Raw genomic sequence first — 20031 nt, forward strand, 5'->3', positions numbered from 1 at the left:
CCGGAGTGGGCGTGCGCGCCCGCCGGGAACCGCCCGTCGGCGAGCAGGAGCAGCATGCTCGTCATCGACGTCAGAACAGGTGGTAGCGCTGGGCCATGGGCAGCTCCGGCACCGGGTCCGGCTCGACCACCACGCCGTCGATGCGGACGGTGAAGGTGTCCGGGTCGACCTCGATGCGCGGCATGGCCCCGTTCTCGGGCAGGTCGGCCTTGCCCCGCGACCGCACGTCGGCCACGGGTACCAGCGGCCGGCGCACGTCGAGGCGGAGCCCCGCCTCCAGCGCCGCCGGGGCCACGAACGCGACGCTGGTCGCCGCCGGCACGACGCCGTACGCGCCGAACATCGGCCGGGGCAGCACCGGCTGCGGCGTCGGGATCGAGGCGTTGGCGTCACCCATCTGCGCGTACGCGATCATTCCGCCCTTGAGCACCAGGTGCGGGCGTACGCCGAAGAAGGCCGGGTCCCACAGCACCAGGTCGGCGAGCTTGCCCGGCTCCACCGACCCCACCTCGCGCTCCAGCCCGTTGGCCATCGCCGCGCAGATGGTGTACTTCGCGACGTAGCGGCGGGCCCGGTGGTTGTCGGCGCGCCCGTCGCCGGGCAGCGCCCCCACCCGCCGCTTCATCACGTGGGCGCTCTGCCAGGTCCGGGTGATCACCTCTCCGATGCGCCCCATCGCCTGCGCGTCCGAGCCGATGATGGAGATCGCGCCGAGGTCGTGCAGCAGGTCCTCCGCGGCCATCGTCGACGGGCGGATGCGGCTCTCGGCGAAGGCGAGGTCCTCCGGCACCGACGGGTTGAGATGGTGGCAGACCATCAGCATGTCGAGGTGCTCGGCGAGGGTGTTGCGGGTGTACGGGCGGGTCGGGTTCGTCGACGACGGCAGCACGTTCGGCTCGCTGGCGACGGTGATGATGTCCGGCGCGTGGCCGCCGCCCGCCCCCTCCGTGTGGTACGAGTGGATCGCCCGGCCGGCGATCGCGCGCAGCGTGTCGGCGACGAACCCGGCCTCGTTGAGGGTGTCGGTGTGGATCGACACCTGCACGCCGGAGGCGTCGGCCACCCGCAGGCAGGCGTCGATGGCCGCCGGGGTGGTCCCCCAGTCCTCGTGCAGCTTGAAGCCGCCCGCGCCAGCGCGTAGCTGCTCCCACAGCGCCTCGGCGGAGACGGTGTTGCCCTTGCCGAGCAGCAGCACGTTGACCGGGAACGCGTCCAGCGCCTCGTGCATCCGGGCCAGGTGCCAGGCGTTCGGGGTGACCGTGGTGGCGCGGGTGCCCTCGGCCGGGCCGGTGCCCCCGCCGACCAGGGTGGTGATTCCGCTGGTCAGCGCCTCGTGCACGAGCTGCGGGCAGATGAAGTGCACGTGCGTGTCCACGGCCCCGGCGGTGAGGATGCGCCCGTTGCCGGCGATCACCTCGGTCGCCGGGCCGATCACCAGGTCCGGGTGTACGCCCGGCATCGTGTCCGGGTTGCCGGCCCGGCCGAGCGCGACGATCCGGCCGTCGCGCAGCCCGACGTCGGCCTTGACCACGCCCCAGTGGTCCAGCACCACCGCCCCGGTGATCACCGTGTCGAGCGCGCCCTCGGCGCGGGTGGCCCGGGACTGGCCCATCGACTCCCGGATCACCTTGCCGCCGCCGAAGACCACCTCGTCACCGCCAGCGCAGTGGTCGACCTCCACCTCGATCAGCAGGTCGGTGTCGGCGAGCCGGATCCGGTCGCCCGTGGTGGGCCCGTACAGGTCGAGGTAGCGCCGGCGGTCCAGCTCGCTCACCGGTCCGACCCCCCGTCCGGCGCTTTGGCGACGATCGGGGTGCCGTCCAGCGGGCCGGCGACCTCGCCGCGCAGGCCGGCGACGATCCGGGCCCCGCCCAGCGGCACCAGCTCCACCCGGCGGCTGACGCCGGGTTCGAACCGCACGGACGTCCCGGCGGGCACGGCGAGCCGCTGGCCGTACGCGGCGTCCCGGTCGAAGCGCAGGCCGGGGTTGGTTTCGGCGAAATGGTAGTGCGAGCCGACCTGGATCGGCCGGTCGGCGGTGTTGACCACCAGCAGGGTGGTCACCGGCAGGCCGGCGTTGATCTCGACCGGGCCGTCGCCGGGCAGGACCTCCCCGGGGATCACGGGATCGGGTGGTGCACCGTCACCAACTTGGTGCCGTCCGGGAACGTCGCCTCCACCTGCACCTCCTTCAGCATCTCGGGGACCCCGTCGAGCACGTCGTCGCGACCGAGCACGCCGCGACCGGCCGACATCAGGTCCACAACCGACCGACCGTCGCGCGCGCCCTCCAGCAGGAAGGCGGTGATCAGGGCGACGGCTTCGGGATAGTTCAGGCGCAGGCCGCGCTCGCGGCGGCGGCGGGCAACGTCCGCCGCGACATGCACGAGCAGGCGATCCTGCTCGTGGGGGCTGAGGAACACGGAAACCTCCGGCGGTCCGGCGTGCACCTCCCGCAGCCACGGCACGCGTCGACGGGCGCCGGACGAAGGGGGTCACACGTGACCGCTGCCGGCCCGTCGGCGGGGTTCGCCCCCGGGGCCCCACCAGCCCCGGCCCGATCCTACGGCCGCGCAGCGGTGTGGGGGCTGGGAACGGACCGCACCGCCAACCGCTGACCAGACCGTAGAGGATCGCCGGCACGGTGGCAACGGCCCTACGATACGGTGCGGGTCACCGGCGGCCCGGACCAGGCACATCGGCGGCAGGGCGAGAGTCAGCGCGGGCGGACGATCCTGCGCCTGGTGCCGGAGGGCGGGGGACGGACGCCTGCCCGTCCCCCGCTTACCGCCGACACCTGGCGGCCCGATCGTCGCCCGCCGCCGGCCGGCGGTCAGCGCCGCAGGTGCACCGTGTAGGTGCGCGAGCGCGAGCCGTCCTCGCTGGTCACCAACACGGTCGCCGTCCGGCTGCCGGCCCTCGGCTGGCGCACCACGACGGTGGCGTACGGGTCGGTGGCCACGGCGGTGACGCACGGCAGCTTGCCGCGCCGGGCCACGGTGTACGACAGCTTCTCCGGGTCGAAGCCGGCCAGCGCCACCCCGTCGAGCGCGATGCCGGCGGCGGACGCGTCCGACGACGTCCCGGGCGCGGCGGCGAAGACCTCGATCTCGCTGACCGTCATGTGCCGGTTCGGGTGCGCCGTGAGCACGACCCGGACCGCGTCCGTCGCGGCGGGCACCGCCACGTCGACGGAGGGGGCGCTCGCCGTGCCGGTCGGGACGCTCACCGGTCCGCCGGCGTCGACCCAACCGCCCTGCGGGTCGCGGACCTGCACCCGCAGGCTCTCGGCGTAGCTGTCCGAGCCGTCTCGGTAGAAGTGGGTGACGACCCGGGTGAGCGTCCGGCGCTCCGGCAGGGTGACGGTGAGCGTGTCGGAGGCGTTCTTCGTCCCCGACCTCCAGTTCGACCAGGCCTTGTCCGTCAGGACGCCGTTGGCCAGGCCCGCCGGCGAGTAGCCGGGTTCGGTGAAGGTGGCCGCGACGTCGGCCGGGGTCGTCCGCTCCTCGACCGGCTGGGTCACCTGGACCCGCACGCTCGCCGCGAGGGTACGTCCATCCCCGGCGTCGGCCTGCCCGGCGAGGGTGACGACGCCGGGCGAGTCGAACGCGCCGGCCGGCGGCGGCTGCCAGAGCACCGGGCGCTGCACCGTCGCGCCCCGCCGGGCCACCGCGGTGACCGTGGCCGGCAGCTTCGGCTCGCCGCCGGCGGCGGCCTTCGCCCGGGTGGGCTTGGTCGACACGAGGGTGTCGACCACGACCGTCGCCCGGGTGGAGTGGGTACGGCCGAGGGCGTCCGTGGCCCGCCCGGTGACCCGCACCGTGCCCGGCCGCTTCCAGGCCGACGCGGCGGGCATCCGCCAGGTGACCGGCAGTGTCCCCCGGGCGCCGTCGCGGTGGATCGGCACGACGGTGTCCGGCAGCGCCGGGGCGGTGCCCGGGATGGTGAACGCCTCGGTGGGCTCGATGCCGAGGACCGTCTCGTCGACGACCTGCCAGCGCTGGTTGGTCCCCGAGTTGGCCAGCCACGTGGTGACCGCCGCGCCGTCTGCGGTGGCCTGGCCGCCGACCTCCAGCAGCCGCCGGGAGTCGACGTTGACCAGGGTGTACGTGCCGTCGCCGGTGGTGGACAGAATCCACTGTGCCGGCGGGGTGGGCGCGGCCACGGCGGGGACGAGGGTGACGGCCTGGTCGACGACGGCGAGCTGGCGGGTGCCGTCGGCGGTGGTGACGGCGTACCGGGCCCGGTTGCCGTTACCCCCGGCGAGCCGGGTGAAGCGCCACAGTTGGGCGGCGCTGGCCGGGTCGGTCGTGCGGATCACCGCGCCGGAGCTGGTGCCTCCGGCCGGGGTGAGGGCCCGACCGCTCTGCACGCCCTTGAGCCGGTAGACGTGGCCGTCGCGCACGAGCGCCGCGTCCCGGGCGACCCCGGAGACGCCGGTGACGAGGAACGTCGTCACCGACTGGGCGGGCACCTCCAGCCGGGCGGTGCGACCACGCACGGCGACCGGGGCACCGCGCCGCAGCGCCCCGTCCGCGCTGGTGACGACCGGGGTCACGGACGCGTTCGCGGCCACCGAGCCGAACGCCGACAGGTCGAGCTGCACGGTACGGGCGGTGGTGCCGTCGTTGACGTGCACGACCGTGGCCCGCCTGCCGGCGGAGACGGCGGCGACGCTGGAGGTGTCGTTCACGGCGACGAGCCGGTCGCCGGGGCGGATGTGATGGGTGAAGTTGCGTACCGTGTCGAACTTGGTGTTCGTGTAGATCGGGCAGGTCTGCAGGGTGTCGGCGGCCGTGCAGTCGAACGGGAGCTGGATGCTGCCCCAGTTGGAGCCCTGGGGGAACTCGCCGCCCGGCTTCATGTTGTCGTAGTCCTCGACCGGCTGCCAGAACAGCCACGCAGACGGTTCCAGCTCGCGCAGGTCGTCGACCATGTGCCGGGCCATCCCGAGGCCGGGGGCCATGCTGGTGAGGCTGTGCCCGTTGCCCCAGGAGCCCTCGACCTCGCTCATCCACAACGGCTTGTCCTCGCCCTTGGCGATGTCCCGGACGGTGGTGCGCTGGCCCGTGCCGTAGGTGTGCACGTTGAGCTGGGCGACGAGGTCGCGTACGTCGTCGGGGTAGGCGTTCCAGTTCGTGGCGAACATGCCGGGGTTGGTCTCGTCCATGGCGGACACGACGGTGTCGCTGCCGGCGGCACGCAGCTCGGCCGCGAGCGCCCGGATCACCTGTTGTTGCAGGGCCGGGCCGGCGTGCGCGCCCTCCTGCCGGCCGCCCACCGGGTTGCCGTCGGCGCCCAGCCGGGTCCCCCAGTAGGTGGTGTTCGGCTCGTTGAGCGGGTCGATCGTGTCGACGGTGATGCCGTGTGCGTCCTCCATGTGCTGGGTGACCCGGACCAGGTACGTGGCGAAGTCGTCGACGCGGTCGGCGCGGATCTGATCGGCGCTGGAGTCGAGGCCGCCCGAGACGTACCCGCTGACGGTCTGGAACCAGGGCGGCGAGTTGCTGAAGGTCTCCCAGCGGGTGACGTCGCCCTTGATCTGGTCGACCCACCAGCGCTGGGTCCGGTCGGCGTCCCAGTTCCAGTGCGCCGGGTTCTCCGGGTCCCACCAGTCGGTGTCGGCGCGGGTGGTGCCCTCGGGCGCCTGCCACCAGCCCTGCACCGCCCCGCCGGGGCGCAGGTAGGCGGGGACGTCGGGGGCGTTGCCGCCGCCGATGTTGTAGCGGGCGATGTTGAGGTTGAGTCCCTGCTCGCCGAAGACCAGGTCGGCCAGCCGCTGTCGGATCTCCTCCGGGTAGCCGCCGGTGGCGTTGGCGAACCAGACCAGGCTGGTGCCCCATCCCTCGAACGTCTGCCCCTGATAGGACGGATCGGGGCGGACGGTGACCACCGGCGATGCGGCCCCGGCGGCTACGGCGGCCCCGGGCACGGGCGCGGCGGCGGGCGCGGCGGCGGGCGCGGCGGCGACGCCGAGGGCGACGACGGCCGCCGTGATCGCGGCGGCCACCCCCCGGCGGGACGGGTGTCTGCTCATGTGGACGGTCTCCTCCGACAGGCGGTGGTGAGGCGGTGGCGGTGAGGCGGTGGTGAGGCGGTGGCGGTGAGGCGGTGGCGGTGAGGCGGTGGTGCTGGCTGCCGGGGGGCCGGGGCCGCGCCGGCTGGGCGGTGCGCGGCGGGCCCCGCACCGGGGCCTGCCGGCGAAAGGTCGTACACCTCGATGTTTACGTAAACATCGAGTGCTGCGATGCTGCCAGTCGGCCGGTAACCCGTCAAGCATGGTCGGCATACTGGGCTGCGCCGCGCGAACACGGCGGCGAGATGGATCGGGCACGGCGGCGGAGATGGATCGGGCCGGAAAGCAATGACCGCCGGCCGGGGGTGAAAGGAGCCAGGCGGAATGAGTCCGTCCGGGCCCGACGGGGCCGCGCAGGAGCCGCCCGGCGCCGGCCGTCCCCGCCCCGGCCGGCGGAGGGGCGTCTCGATGGCCGACGTGGCGCGGCTGGCCGGCGTGTCCTCGCAGACCGTCTCCCGCGTCTCGACCGGCCACCCCGGCGTCGTCGGCACCACCCGCGAACAGGTCCTCGCCGCGATGCGGCAGCTCGGCTACCGCCCCAACAGCGCCGCCCGCGCGCTCAAGTACGGCGAGTTCCGCACCATCGGCGTCATCCTGTTCACCCTGTCGAGCACCGGCAACAGCCGCACCCTGGAGGCAATCGCCACCCACGCCGCCGACGCCGGCTACGTGATCACACTCATCCCCGTCGGGGCCCCCACCCAGGACCGCCTGCTCGGGGCCTTCACCCGGCTCGGCGAACTCGCCGTCGACGCGGTCATCGTCATCATGGAGGTGCACCTGCTCGACGCGGCGACCGTCGCCGTCCCGCCCGGGGTGCATGTCGTCGTGGTCGACTCCGATGCGGGCGACCGCTACCGCGTCGTCGACACCGACCAGGCCGACGGTGCCCGGCAGGCCGTGCACCACCTGCTCGACCTGGGCCACCGCACGGTGTGGCACGTGGCAGGGCCACGGGAGTCGTACGCCGCCGAACGACGCGCGCTGGCCTGGCGTTCGACGCTGGAAGAGCACGGCCGCCCGGTGCCGCCGGTGCGGCACGGGGACTGGTCGGCCGAGTCCGGTTACCGCGCCGGCCTCGAACTGGCCGACGAGGCGGACTGCACGGCGGTCTTCGTCGCCAACGACCAGATGGCCCTCGGGGTGCTGCGCGCGCTGCACGGCTCCGGCCGGGTCGTGCCCCGCGACGTCAGCGTCGTGGGCTTCGACGACATCGCCGAGGCGGGGGCGTTCATCCCACCGCTGACCACCGTCCACCAGGACTTCGCGGCGGTCGGCCGCCGCTGCGTCGAGGCGGTGCTGCGCCAGGTGCGCACCGGAACCCCGGAGACCGGTACCACCCTGGTCTCCACCCGCCTGGTGGTACGCGAGAGCACCGCGCCACCTCCGGGCGGCTGAGCGGGCGACCCGCACGCCCGGCCGGTCCCGGCCCGGCCGGCGCCGTCCTCCACGCCACCGGGCCCTCAGCGGCCTCCCGCCGCCCTTTTTTGGACCGTGGAGACCTCGGACAGGCCGTAACGGGGAATCGGGAGGAGTCCGTCGGGCGCCGTTGCCGGACCGCGAAACGTCTGCGCCGGCCTCAGCAGCCCGCATCGCGACGGTGGTATTGACGTGACACCCGCGTCGAGGCGCGGCCCCACGGCGATCACGTCTCGCCGATGGTGCAGTCGGTCGGGTCTATGACCAGCACCTCGACCCGGCTGTTCCGCCGCAGATCGGCGAGGAGTTGACGTACCACCGCAATGGCGGCGGTGTCGGCACAGATGCGGCCCAGCGCGCTCCGGCGATGTCCATTCTGTTCTCGGTCAGGTGGCGGCAGGCTCCTTCGATCACGCCGGCGGCGATCGGCCGGTCGGCGGCCACAGTGCCTGGTGGTAGCGCAGGTAGCGGCCCTTGTCGAGCAGGTACGTCACGCATGCTTCAGCACGCATCCGAGAACCAACATGGTGGCGTGACCGGACATACGGCCAGCAGGTGACACTCACCCGATCGGGCGTCGTGACGGCACGGTCGACCACGACCGGTGACCGAAAGGACGTAGCCGAAAAGGAGCGCAAATAGGCGTTCGGCACATCTCTCAGAATGCATTCATTTAGCTCGAAAAATTAGGCATCCGGCCATTGCCGCAACTATCTCGGGTTCCCACAGAAAACGGTCTTCGACGAGACGCCGAACATCGCCGCGCCCTCCCGACCAGCCGGCGGGTCGACGCCCGAAACCCTGTTCCACCACTGCGATCCGGCAGGGCCGACCATGTATCCATTCACGACATGTCACAGCATTCACGACGCCATACGTCTCGACAACAGAACGATTACCTGCTAAATATGGCTGCGAATGCGGCCAACCTCATACTCATAAATCTATATCAAGCTGTCTGAATGCCCCTCAGGAGGAATGATGTCCACTCCAGCCGACGCGCCGCATTCAGCGCCCGTCCAGCCCGCCGCCCCTGAACGGCCGGCGCCACCACCAGCCGTCGGCGAGCCGAGCCACGCAAGCCCGCCCGACCGGCCACGCACCAGATTCCGGGGCGACATCGAGGGAATCCGCGCGGTCGCCGTGGTGATGGTGATGCTGTTCCACGCCGGCGTGCCGGCGCTTTCCGGCGGCTTCGCCGGCGTCGACGTCTTCTTCGTCATCTCGGGCTACCTCATCACCACCCAACTGCTGTCCGAACAGAACCGGACCGGCTCGGTCGCACTGATCGACTTCTACGCCCGCCGGGCCAAGAGACTGCTGCCGGCGGCCAACGTACTGCTGCTGACGGCAGCGGTGTTCGTGTTCCTGATGGTGCCTCGAGGCCGGTGGGGTCAAATCGGCGGCGACATCGTCGCCGCGGTGGCCTACCTGCTGAACTGGCGGCTGGCCGAGCGTTTCACCCACCCCGACCCGACGATGCCGCCGTCCCCCGTACAGCATTTCTGGTCGCTTGCCGTCGAGGAGCAGTACTACCTGATCTGGCCGTTGCTGATCCTGCTGGCGGTGGCGCTGGCCAAGGTGTCCGGCGCCCGGCTGAAGCCGGTGCTGGCGACGGCGCTGGGCCTGCTGGCCGCCGGCTCGCTGGCCTGGTCGGTAACCACCACCGTCGGCGCGCAGTCCCCGGCGTTCTTCCAGACCACCAGCCGGATCTGGGAGTTGGCCGTCGGCGCTGGCGTCGCCATGTCGGTCGGGGCCTGGGCCCGGCTGCCCAAGCCGGTCGCTGTCGTGCTGGGCTGGGCCGGGTTGGCAGCGGTGCTGGTGACGTGCCTGCTCTTCACCCCGATGATGGACTTCCCCGGCTACACTGCCGCTCTGCCGGTGCTAGGCACCGCGGCGGTCATCGCGGCCGGCTGCGCCGCGACCCGGGGCGGGGTGGGGACTCTGCTCGGGATCGCGCCACTGCGCTGGGTCGGCGCGCTGTCGTACTCGCTGTACCTGTGGCACTGGCCGATGCTCGCGATCGCGGCCACGTACTGGGGGCCGCTGTCGATGTCCACCGGACTGCTGGTGATCGCACTATCGATCATCCCGGCCTGGTTGACCTTCCACTTCGTCGAGAACCGCATCAGGTACTCCCGGCGGGTCTCGCAGTCGCCGCGGCTCGCCCTGGGCATCGGGGCCGGCTTCTCCGCGCTGGGCGCGCTGGCCGGCATCGCGCTGCTGCTGGCGAGTTGACCGGGTCCGGCGCCGAACGCTCACGCGGCCGGCGCCGGACCGACGGTCGCGACGTCAGACCGACGGTTGCGCGCCGCTGTCTTATTCAGGTCGCCCTCAGGGGGCAGGGCTCGACCGCCGAAAAGTAATACCCCCGAGATGTCTGATCCTTGCCCGGTCGCTCGTCGGTAGGACGAATGCCGCTCGGCAGCCTTCCGAGCGGGTTCCGGCCATGGAGGTTGTCATGACATATCCCTATGACGCGGAGTTGGCACCGTGGGTCCCGATGCTGCCCATCCTCGACCTCCGCGATCCGGCGGCCGCCCGCGAAGTCGGGCGGGCCATCGCGGCCCAGCTTCCCCAGCCCGACCTGACCGGCCTCACCGTGCTGGACCGCACGGTGCCCGGCCCGGCCGGCGCCCCCGCCGTCCCGGTGCGGATCTACACCCCGCAGCCGGCGTCGGCGCCGGCGCCGGCCGTCCTGCACCTGCACGGCGGCGGCTTCGTGCTCGGCGACCTAGCGCTCGAACACGCCGACGCCGCCGCGTTCGCCACCGGCATCGGGGCCGTGGTGGTCGCCGTCGACTACCGCCTAGCGCCCGAGGAGCCCTTCCCGGCGGCCCTGGAGGACTGCTACGCGGTGCTGTGCTGGCTGGCCGGCAACACCGACGAACTCGGCGTGGACCCCACCCGCCTGGGCCTCTACGGCCGCAGCGCCGGTGGCGGGATCGCCGCCGGCCTCACCCTGCTGACCCGCGACCGCGGCGGCCCGCGGCTGGCCATGCAGTACCTCGACGTCCCGGTGCTCGACGACCAACTCGACAGCGTGTCCATGCGCGCCTACGTCGACACCCCGATCTGGAATCGCCCCAGCGCCGAGATGGGCTGGGCCTACTACCTCGGGGACGACGTCAAGCCCGGAGACCCGAGCGTGTCGGCCTACGCCGCCCCGGCGCGCGCGGAGGATCTTGCCGGGCTACCGCCAGCGTTCATATCGAGCTGCCAGTTCGATCCGGTACGCGACGAGGGAATGCACTATGCCCAGCGGCTGGCCCAGGCCGGCGTGCCGACCGAGGCGCACCTGTACCCGGCCACCTTCCACGGCTCCGCGCTGGTGACCGATGCGGCCGTGTCACGGCGGATGCGGCAGGACGCGGTGGCCGCCTTCCGCCGGATGCTCTGACCGGCCACGGGCCGAAGCCGGGGCGACAGCGGTGGGTCACCGGTTGCTACGGTGTGGGTGACGGTCAGCGGTGTCCCCCGGGGAGGGTCGGCATGTGGGCGGACGAGGCCGCGCTGGACGCGGCGACCCGCCGGCTCGACGAGTGGGAGTCGTCGCTCGCCGACCGGGCCACCCGCGCGCGGGCGCTGTCGGCGCGGCAGCGCGGATAGCGCGGCAGCTGCGCCGGCTGCTGGCCAGCCTGCGGCGGCTGATGCCGCAGATCCGCCGACTCAGCGAGCTCATCGAGAAACTCCAAGCAGGCCCTGGGACGCCTACGGCCTGGTCGGCGCCCACGTCCTCGCCGGCGAACTCGCCAGCGCCGGGGCCGACCACCGAGTGGCCTTCACCGCCTACGAACAGCGCATGCGGGCGTATGCCGGACGCTGGCAGAAAGGCGCCAATCCCGGCAGGTTCCTCGCCCCGCCACTCGGCGGGGCTTGGTGCTGCGCAACAGGCTCCTGGCCGCCAGCGTGGTGCAGCGGATGCTCCTCCGCGGCACGAAGAGCCTGGCCACCGACGCCGACCTGCCCGACTACCCTGACCGCGGCCGAACCGATCAGCGACCGCCGATGGACATGGATCCGCAACAACTCGGTCCTGGCACACGGGTACCGGACGTCACCGCCGACCAGTCGGGCCGGCGGCGCGTTTGCGCCGAGCACCTCCTGACGGTCTTGTGGCGGTTGTACGGCACCGACAGCGACGTCCGTGCCCTGTGCGACCGCCTCAGGTTTATCGACACAACCGGTAGCCGAAGCCCCGAAAGAAGCCGGGGAGGGACGGCACGCCGTCCCTCCCCGCTCTGCGGTGAACCGCCTCAGGACAGGAACTTGTCCAGGGCCGCCTCGATCGTGCCGCTGTCCGGCGAGGCGTACGACTTCATGGTGATCTTGTTGTACGAGATGAAGCTCGGGCACCGGTTCGCCGGGGCGTTGACGGTGCCGCCGTCGCCGATCTTCTCCCCGGTCTTCGCCGCGTAGAAGGTCATCGTGTAGCGCGACGAGATGTAGGAGATGCTGACCTGCTTGCCGGAGTTGTCCTTGTAGTCGCACTCCTTGGGGGCGCCTTCACTGCCCTCGTTGACCTTCAGGCAGGCGACCACCGACACCGACTCGAAGTCGGCCGACTTCGCGTAGTACGGCTTCTCGGAGCTGACCGACTTCGTCGACCAGAACGTCGGCCGCTCGATGGAGTTCGCGAAGGTGTACGCCTTGGCGCCGGACGGGCCGCTGTAGGCCGCCGCGTTCAGGATCGGGCTGCCGTCGCAGACGGAGGACAGGTCGCTGGAGTAGCGCGCGGTAACCGCGTCGTTGCCGCTCGGCTGCTCCTCGGACTCGGCCGGCTCGGGGGCGGCAGAGTTGTCCGTACCGGGCTGGGGGTTGCCGTTGCTCGGACTCACGGACGCGGGTCCGGACGCCTTCGGGGTGGGGTCGTCGTCGTTGCTGACGAGGGCGAGCCCGATGCCGGCGCCACAGATCGCGAGGACGACGACCACGGCCCCGGCCGCCAGCCCGATGATCAGGCCCCGGTTCGACTTCCGCGGCGGCGAAACGGGAGCGGGGAACTGCGGGGGTGGCCCAGGCTGGCCGTACCCAGGCTGGCCGTACGTGGGGTACCCGGCGGGCTGAGCCGGCGGACCGCTCCACGGGGTGACGTTCGGATCCGGCTGCCCTCCATGGGGATCGTGGTCATCCCTGCGCCACCCGCGACGTCGCTGTTTTCCGAAGGGCGGGTGGTGATCGGCCCGCCGGTGGACCGCTTTCCACGCCTCCCCCGGTTGCCCCACGCCGGCCTCCCCCAGCGGAAGGAAGCCCGGTGGGGTGCTCGCCGCACTCGGGACGACGACCACCCCACCGGAGGGTTGGGCCGGGCCGGCTCTCAGGACCGGCGGTCGATCGCGACGTGGGCCGCGACGGTGAGCAGGTGCCACAACTCCGGTTCGATCCGGTGCGCCGACGGCAGGGCGTAGAAGCGGCGGGTGCCGTACTCCCAGTCCATGTCGCGGCGGGCCTCGTCGGCGGCGGCCAGGACGGCGTCCCGGCGGATCTCGGCCAGGCGCGTAGAGAGCGTCACCAGGTTACGCAGGATCAGGCCGAGCCGCGCCTCGTCGCCGATCTCCTGGTGCGGCCGGCCACGTTGCGACCGGGTGGTCCAGCCGAGGACGTGGTCGCCGCCATCCGGGGCGAGGATCGGCGACAGCCGCTCGTTCGCCAGCGCCACGGCCGCGGCCTGGAGCAGGTCGGCGTCGCGGCACAGCGGCAGCAGGTCCCCACCGAGCCGGCCCAGCGACCGGGCCAGGACGCCGTCGCCGACCAGTTTCTCCGAGTACGCCTCCAGCACTGCCGCGTTCTTCTCCTCGGCGATCACGTGCGGCGACGGCGGGCTGGCCCGCTGCTCCTCGTACGACCTGCGCAGGTCGGTGAAGCCGTCGAAGGCCGCAAGCCGCAGCGAGTGCCGAGAGGCGAACAGCACGATCTTGTCGGTGACCGGCCGCTCCTCGGCCTCGTTGGAGGGGACGATGTCGTTCAGGTCGACCCGCTGCTTGCCGAGGAACGCCCACAGCTCGCGGCTCAGCGCCGCGCCCGGCGCGCCGGACGACGGGAGCGCCGCGAAGGCGTACACCTGCTGCTGCGGCTCGCCGTCGTCGTCCTGCGCCAGGTTGACCAGCCGGCGGTGCTCCTCGTCATCGTAGTTGACCAGCCAGTCGCTGCCGTCGAGCAGTTCGCGGCCCAGTTCGTCGGCCGGCACCCGGGACCGCTCCAGCAGTTCGAACACCGACAGTTGGCGCAGCGGCGCGATCAGCGGGCGGGCCCGGTCGCGCAGCGCCCGCACCACCGTCTCCGCCGGGCCGGCGGACGCCGACTGGCCGGACGCCGACGCCAGGACCAGCGTCGACGCGCCATTGGCGAGAGACACCCGCCAGGCCAGCGCCGAGCCGACGTCGGACAACCGGGGCCGTAGGCCGTCACCGTCGGCGGCCCCGACCGACCGGTCGTACAGCCAGTCCTCGGTGCGGTGGTCGTCGACGGCGGGCACCACGCGACGCAGCGGAAAGCGCTCGGCCTGCCGCCGCTCGTTGCGGACGTCCTCCATGGCCAGGCGCACGACGCGCGTCGCGTCGTCCACCGCGTCCCGCCAGCCCTGCGCCTCCTTGCGGACGACCGCGACCGTCTGCGTCATCCGTTCCAGCATCAGCAGCGTCCGTAGCTGGCAGTCCTGCTGGTAGTGGGCGGTCAGCAGCGACTGTTCGGCCGCCAGGTAGGCGAGCTGGTGCCGGCCACGAAACATGCCCCGGTCCTCGCGGACCCGCTCCTCCGCCTGGTCCCGGGCGGCCTTGGCGACCCCGGGATCCGCGCGGGGGGCCTGCTCGACCCGGCTGCGGAACAGGTCGAGCCGCTGCTGCACCCGGTCCAGGAAGGCCAGGCCGCCGCGCGGGCCGCCGTCGCGCCGGGACATGATCCGGGCCACCGCGCCGCGCAGGGCGACCCCCCACTGGCGGTCGGTCTCCCGGGCATGGTGGTCGGCCACCGGGTGCCACTGCTGCTGCGTCTTGAGGGTCAGCGGCACGTTCTGCCCGCCCCAGAACACCCGCAGCGTCTCCTGAGTGGCGTCGACGACGACCTGCCCCTGGTAGTCGGTGCGCATCGGCCGGATGTCCTCGAAGGGCAGGCGCAGGTTGGGCAGGTCCGGCAGGCGGGGGCCACCGCCGGGCGCGGTCAGCCAGGTCGACGACGGCGCCAGCAGGCCCTCCCGCGCCGGGTCGCTGTCCAGTTCCTGCAACACCGGCGGCGGCTGGGCTCCCTCGGCGTCGCGCGCGTCGGTGGCGCCGGAGAGGAACTGGTCCACCTCCGGGCCCAGGTCTCCGACGGCGGTGGGCAGCGCGGCCAGCACGTCGGCCGCGGCCCGGTCGACCAGGCCGCGGATCACCGGCTCCCAGGCGTACTCGACCAGGTAGACGCCGAACGTGGAGTAGATGTCCGTCGACCCGCGCGTGTACTTCTTGGCGTTGACCCGGTAGCTGCTGAACGCGGGACCCACCGTCGGCAGCAGGTGCGCGTAGACGGCATCGGCCACCGCGACCGGGCAGACCGACTCCGCGTCGTACGCCGGCAGGTGCCGGCCCGACGAGCGCGACCGCCGGCCGTCGATGAAGTACGTGTACTGCGCCGGTGCCGCGGTCATCTCGTGCCGGTTGCGCGCCGACCAGCGGAACTCGGCCGGATGCCTGCGGTCGGTGTTCATCAGGCGGTCCAGCTCGCGCAGCAGCGCGTACCCGTTCGCCTCGCTGCGGGTGCGCTGCGGCCCCTCCAGCCGTCGCCGGAACGCTCCGGAGAGCACGCAGAACAGCGTCACGGTGAACCCGCCGCCGTGCTCCTGCCGCAACTTCTGCAGGTACGCGAGGACGTCGAGCAGGATGCCGGCGCCGGTGCCGCCCGCCGTCGAACTGACCACGTAGATGTTCGGCATGCTGTCCGCGTCGACGAGGGTGAGCTGGTCCAGCGCGTCTTCCAGCCGCTTCGTCACCGGTGTCGGGCCCAGCACGTCGGAGAAGAACGCCAGCCGACCGAACGAGCGGATCTGCCCGGCGCCCTCCACCAGGAACGACAGGGCCTCGTCGTCGCGGATCTCCCGGGCGTCCTCGGGGCCGAACCACGGCACGACGGTGGGATAGAACTCCTGCGCGACGTCCCGCCCCTGCCGGACCTTGTCGATCATCGAACGGACCGAGCCGTCCAGGTACAGGTCCTCGGTGTCGACGTCGAGGCTCACGCCGTCCACCCGGGGGCGCGTGCGACGGTCCACGTCGAGGGCGCGCAGCAGGACCGGCCAGTCGTAGGGACGTCCCGCCGTCCGCTCCGGCGCGCCGGGGTCGCGTCGTAGATCCTGCCAACGCTGCTCGGTCGCGAGCCGGTGCTTCAGGTGGGCGGCGGCGATGCTTCCGGTGCCGCCGAGCCCGATAACCAGTGCTGGGAGCACGGTAACCTCCATGTCCGCCGTGGGGCTGTGGTCAGGGTTGATAGGTGAAGGTCGTGCCGTCCGCCGCCGACACCGGCTGCCGGGGCCGGCACACCACATGGTGGCGGCGGCCCGCGCGGCGGTAGTCGATGTGCAGCACCAGCTCGGTGCCGCTGCCCACGGTCCGGGGTCGCCGGACGGCCCGGACCGTGCCCGTGCCCTGCGTTCCGCCTTGGCCGTGGGCTGCGGGGAAGCGCACCTTCCGCCCGCTGAGCCGCTGCCGGTACGGGGCGGCCGTCCCCGGCTCGGCCACCAGCAGGTGCCCGCCGATCGGCTTCCAGCGCCGCCGGCGCAGCGTCACCGCCAGCGCGGCCAGCGCACCCAGCGCGAGCACCGCCGTGACCACCAGCCAGACCGGGATCCCGCTCGCCGTCCTCGCCCCCTGCGCCTGCCCGGTCACCGGCTGCGGGACGAAGTCCAGGCCCAGGTCACGGTCGATCACGTCCCGCCACGGCGAATCCACCGTGCCCACCACTCTCACCTGGCCGGTGGTGGTCCGTTCGCCGCCGATCCAGGTGCCGGACAGCGCCTGAGGCTGGAGCCGGATCGTGACCTGCTGCTCGGGCGCGGCCGGGTCGAGCGTGACCTGTGCCGTGGCGGCCGTCCCCGTGACGGGCAGACCGTCCACCTCGACGGCCAGGTCACGGACGGTCAGCGGGACCCGGGTGGTGGTGCTGCGGACCCGGGCCACCAAGTCGACGGGCTCGTCCCGGACGACGACCGTCGACGGCTCCAGGGCGATCGTCGCGGTGAGCCGGTCCTGTGAGACGTACGCCGCCGCCTTCTCCACCGCGATACGGTCCCCCACCCGGCCGAGGTAGTCGCCCACCTGCTCCGGGGGCAGGTCCATCAGCACCGTGTCGTCGAAGACCTCGTCCAGCAGGCGCACGTCGGTGCGCCCGGTCAGCGGAACGCCGTGGGCGCGTACCGAACGGCGCTGCTCCACCGCCCGGGCCCGCTTGCGCAGGTCGGCGAAAGGCGTCGCCGGCCGGGTACGCGTACCTCGACCCCGGCGGCGGGTCGTGGACGCCCGTCGGTGAGCATGATGACCGTCGCCGGATCGGTCGCGTCGGGCTGCTCCACGATCTGCAACACGGCCCCAATCGCCGCGCCGATGTCGGTGGCCCGGCCCTCGGCGCGGCCCGGCAGCCGGCCCAAGACGGCGGCGCCGTTCGCGCCGATGTCGCCGCTGAAGACGGGATCGGGGCGCTCGGCGAAGGCGATCAGGTGCAGCCGGTCCACCGGGGCCAGGCCGCCGAGCAGCGGACGCAGGGCCGCCCGGGCAGCGGCGTACAGGTCCCGCCGGCCGTCCTGCATGGAGGCGGAGACGTCGAGCAGCACGACGTAGTCGGCGGGCAGAGTGTCCACGCGCAGGCCACGTAGGACCTCCGGCAGCGCGGCCTGATCGGCGGCCGACCCCGCGCGGGCGGGCGCGCCCACGACGGTGAGCAGCACCAGCAGGCAGACCGCGAGCGCGGACCGAACAGCACGTCTCGGCATGGGGCTCCTCCTTCTAGTGCGTGGCGCCGTACACGACCCGGCCGGGCTTGTCGCCGATGTCGGGGCCGCGCAGGTGGGGCCGCAGGCAGTCGAGGACCATCCCGTCCTGCTCGGGCTGGCTGGTGAGGCGGACGTCGTCCCGGCCCTCGGTCAGCCCGTTCTTCTTCGCCTCGGCGTACCGGCCGGCGATCTCGGTGATCACCACGCGCGGGGCGTGCTCGGCGCCCACGTCCCGCACGAACCGGACGGTCTCGTCGCGCAGCCGGTGCCACCAGCTGTCCGGCGCGACGAGCGGGTGGTGCACGACGAGCCGCAGCGCTTCGGCGAGCTGGGCGGCACGCAGGACGCACCCCTCCCGTTCCCGCCAGGCGACGGCCCGGCTGAACTTCGCCAGCCGCTCGGCGAGCAGATCGGCGTAGCCGACGTTCTCGTGCGGGTCCCGCAGCGGGGTGAGCTGCCAGGTCCGGGCGCTGTGGGCGGACTCGTCGGCCTGGGCCAGCCAGCTCATCTGGTGCGCGAGCCCGGCCACGAGGTCGTAGCCCGGCTCGTTGCCGCTCAGGGTCACGGCGACGCCGTCAGGCTTCGGTGCCCGCGGGTCGGCGAGGACGCCGGGATACCGCCCGCACGCCGGCACGAGGATCCGGCCGGGCACCGTGGCCGGCGCGGGGACCCGCTGCCAGGAGTCGGCCGGCTCCAACCAGTGCGGCGGGGCGACGGCCCGCATCCGGGCCGCCCAGAACGCCTCCAGTGCCGGGGGCAGCCGCAGCAGGTGCAGGTGGAACGCCCGCCACCGGTCGACGAGTTCGGTGCCCGAGTGGCCGGGCCGGCCGCCGGTCCAGCGGCGCACCTCCGCCGCGTCGGCGAATTCCACGAAGACCTGCTCGATGGCCCGTCGTACCTGTTCGCCGGTCTCCCTGATCTCCGGAGCGACTGGCCGGGACTCCGGCACGAGCCAGGCGTCCGCGTCCGGCCGCGGCGGCGCGACCGTCCGGTCTGCAGCCGGCGGCGGGACGGCGATCGCCTCGTCGTCGCCGGGCGTGACGTCCGCCCGGCCGGCGACCGCCTCGACGGCCTCGACGGCCTCGACGGCCTCGACGGCCAGCATCGGGCCGGCATGCTCCGCCGTCCCGCTCGGGGACGGTCGACGGTCCAGGCGGGACATCATCCGGCGGTACAGTTCGGCGATCCGCTGCCACATCTCGTCCTCCTCGCCGGGAACGCCGCCCCGGCACCGGTCCAGCGCGGCCGTCAGGAGCCCCTCCTGCATGACCCCACCGAGCCTTGTCACGTGCTCCCGGAACACCTCGGCGTAGCGCCCGTCGGCACGGAGCACGGCGGCGAGCAGCTCCTCGAAGGGCACGTCGGTGTAGTCGGTTCCGCTGTCCATCAGTGGGTCTCGTCCGTCCATCAGTGGGTCCCGTCGAACGGGTTGTCGTGGTCGTCGGCTTCCACCTGGGGCACGCCGAGCCGCACCCGGAACACCACGCCGGGCCGGGTCTCCAGGTCGAGCGGGTCGCCAGTGGTCCACCGGGGCGGATCGCCGGCGTGCACCCGGACGACGCCGGCGGCGTCCAGGCTCACCCGGTGCGGCGCCCGCGTCCCGGGCACCGCAGACAGCGTCCCGACGAGGTGCTCCCGGCCGTCGTCGGCGCGGTACAACAGGCCCCAGCGTCCGTCGTCAGCGGCGGGCGGCAGCGCGACGGTGCCGAGCACGCCGGCGCGGGCCTCACCGTGTTCGTCCACGAACGTCTCCCGGGGGGCCGGGGCCGCGCCAGCGGCGCGCAGCGCGGGCCGGGGCGTCTCCCGCGCGCCGGCGACGTAGAAGCGGTCAGCCAGTGCCGTGGCGTCGGCCACGTCACCCAGCAGCTCCGCGGGCAGGCGCGGGGCCGGTTCCGCACGATCGATCCGCAGGTACGGCCGCTCCCCCCGCCACAGCAGCAGGTCGAGGTTTCCGGCGGCGTCGACCTCGATGCCGGCCCGGATCTCGCGCGGCCAGAGCCGCCGGTCGAGCCGCCGATTCGCGCCCGACTCCGCGAGCCGGGAGTCCAGCTCGCTCCAGCGGAAGACCCCCCACGGCACGGGCTGCCCGCCGTCGACCTCCCGCCGGATGATGCACCGGTCGCCGAGCTGGCCGATCGTGGTGAAAGCGCGCAGGCTGCCGTCGGCCTGTTCGCGCAGCGGGGTCCCGGCCGGCAGGAGCACCCGGCCCTGGTCGGCGCGACCCTGCATGCTCAACGCGCAGGGCAGCGCCTGCAGCATGTTGTCGACCTCGACGGCGACCTCCGTGGCGCCCTGGCGCAGCAGGTCCTCGTCGGCGACCGGGGCGCCCAGGGACTCCAGCGACGCCGCCCAGGCCGCGCCCATCGAGGCCGCGTTCTTCGCGTACGTCCGCTCCACCACCACCCGCACCGGCGGCTCGCCGCGCCGGTTGCCCGCCGCCAGTTCCCGGCCGACGACCTCGGCGGCGAGGCCTAGCTGGCTCGCCTTGCCGGTGAGGATGACCCGGTCGAGCCGGTCGCCGCTGTCCAGCCGGGCGCGGGCGAGGCCGGCGGCGAGCCTGCTGACCTCCATCAGCATCGGC

Annotated in this window: 13 protein-coding genes; 3 read left to right on the forward strand and 10 right to left on the reverse strand. The window is 73.2% G+C overall.

What is annotated here, in order from left to right; all coding sequences use genetic code 11:
* Positions 1-70 precede the first annotated feature (70 nt).
* From MCAG_RS03155 to MCAG_RS03170, 4 genes are all read right to left on the reverse strand, one after another.
* Complete coding sequence (locus MCAG_RS03155) at positions 71-1774, reverse strand: urease subunit alpha (RefSeq protein WP_007071532.1); 1704 nt, start codon at positions 1772-1774, stop codon at positions 71-73.
* Positions 1771-2124, reverse strand: a complete 354-nt coding sequence (locus tag MCAG_RS03160) for an urease subunit beta (protein ID WP_007071533.1) — start codon at positions 2122-2124, stop codon at positions 1771-1773. Before MCAG_RS03160 ends, MCAG_RS03155 begins: the two co-directional genes overlap by 4 nt.
* Positions 2121-2423 carry an urease subunit gamma gene (locus MCAG_RS03165; protein WP_036376154.1) on the reverse strand — a complete coding sequence of 101 codons (303 nt, stop codon included), beginning with the start codon at positions 2421-2423 and terminating at the stop codon, positions 2121-2123. The genes MCAG_RS03160 and MCAG_RS03165 overlap by 4 nt, the downstream gene beginning before the upstream one ends.
* Before the next feature lie 410 nt (positions 2424-2833).
* Complete coding sequence (locus tag MCAG_RS03170) at positions 2834-6037, reverse strand: glycoside hydrolase (protein ID WP_007071535.1); 3204 nt, start codon at positions 6035-6037, stop codon at positions 2834-2836.
* 363 nt (positions 6038-6400) lie between these two features.
* Here MCAG_RS03170 and MCAG_RS03175 point away from each other — a divergent pair, with 363 nt between their 5' ends.
* The 3 genes from MCAG_RS03175 (at position 6401) to MCAG_RS03185 (ending at position 10895) form a co-directional block, all read left to right on the forward strand.
* A complete protein-coding gene (locus MCAG_RS03175; protein WP_007071536.1) occupies positions 6401-7474 on the forward strand; it encodes a LacI family DNA-binding transcriptional regulator in 1074 nt (357 codons plus the stop codon).
* A gap of 1002 nt (positions 7475-8476) precedes the next feature.
* Entirely contained in the window at positions 8477-9733 is a 1257-nt protein-coding gene (locus MCAG_RS03180) for an acyltransferase (RefSeq protein ID WP_157547825.1), read from the forward strand.
* 223 nt (positions 9734-9956) lie between these two features.
* Positions 9957-10895 (forward strand): alpha/beta hydrolase, encoded by a 939-nt coding sequence (locus MCAG_RS03185; RefSeq protein ID WP_036372125.1) that lies wholly within the window; start codon positions 9957-9959, stop codon positions 10893-10895.
* A gap of 856 nt (positions 10896-11751) precedes the next feature.
* Here MCAG_RS03185 and MCAG_RS32090 read toward each other — a convergent pair.
* From MCAG_RS32090 to MCAG_RS03215, 6 genes are all read right to left on the reverse strand, one after another.
* Positions 11752-12429: a hypothetical protein gene (locus MCAG_RS32090; RefSeq protein ID WP_157547827.1), complete on the reverse strand. Its 678-nt coding sequence runs from the start codon at positions 12427-12429 to the stop codon at positions 11752-11754.
* A gap of 383 nt (positions 12430-12812) precedes the next feature.
* Positions 12813-15911 (reverse strand): tubulin-like doman-containing protein, encoded by a 3099-nt coding sequence (locus tag MCAG_RS03195; protein WP_198141481.1) that lies wholly within the window; start codon positions 15909-15911, stop codon positions 12813-12815.
* A 31-nt stretch (positions 15912-15942) separates the two neighbouring features.
* Entirely contained in the window at positions 15943-16896 is a 954-nt protein-coding gene (locus tag MCAG_RS03200) for a hypothetical protein (RefSeq protein ID WP_007071541.1), read from the reverse strand.
* Complete coding sequence (locus MCAG_RS03205; RefSeq protein WP_007071542.1) at positions 16854-17450, reverse strand: vWA domain-containing protein; 597 nt, start codon at positions 17448-17450, stop codon at positions 16854-16856. The genes MCAG_RS03200 and MCAG_RS03205 overlap by 43 nt, the downstream gene beginning before the upstream one ends.
* A 13-nt stretch (positions 17451-17463) precedes the next feature.
* A complete protein-coding gene (locus MCAG_RS03210) occupies positions 17464-18837 on the reverse strand; it encodes a hypothetical protein (RefSeq protein ID WP_036372132.1) in 1374 nt (457 codons plus the stop codon).
* A 20-nt stretch (positions 18838-18857) separates the two neighbouring features.
* Positions 18858-20031 (reverse strand): hypothetical protein (locus MCAG_RS03215; RefSeq protein ID WP_198141482.1); only part of this gene is annotated, 1174 nt, incomplete at its 5' end.

Source organism: Micromonospora sp. ATCC 39149 (genome assembly GCF_000158815.1).
Taxonomy (GTDB): domain Bacteria; phylum Actinomycetota; class Actinomycetes; order Mycobacteriales; family Micromonosporaceae; genus Micromonospora.

Coding starts and splice junctions, on each gene's coding strand:
- MCAG_RS03175 (WP_007071536.1), top strand. CDS start 6,401: ATGAGTCCGTCCGGGCCCGACGGGGCCGCGCAGGAGCCGCCCGGCGCC.
- MCAG_RS03185 (WP_036372125.1), top strand. CDS start 9,957: ATGACATATCCCTATGACGCGGAGTTGGCACCGTGGGTCCCGATGCTG.
- MCAG_RS03170 (WP_007071535.1), bottom strand. CDS start 6,037: ATGAGCAGACACCCGTCCCGCCGGGGGGTGGCCGCCGCGATCACGGCG.
- MCAG_RS03180 (WP_157547825.1), top strand. CDS start 8,477: ATGTCCACTCCAGCCGACGCGCCGCATTCAGCGCCCGTCCAGCCCGCC.
- MCAG_RS03205 (WP_007071542.1), bottom strand. CDS start 17,450: ATGCCGAGACGTGCTGTTCGGTCCGCGCTCGCGGTCTGCCTGCTGGTG.
- MCAG_RS03210 (WP_036372132.1), bottom strand. CDS start 18,837: ATGGACAGCGGAACCGACTACACCGACGTGCCCTTCGAGGAGCTGCTC.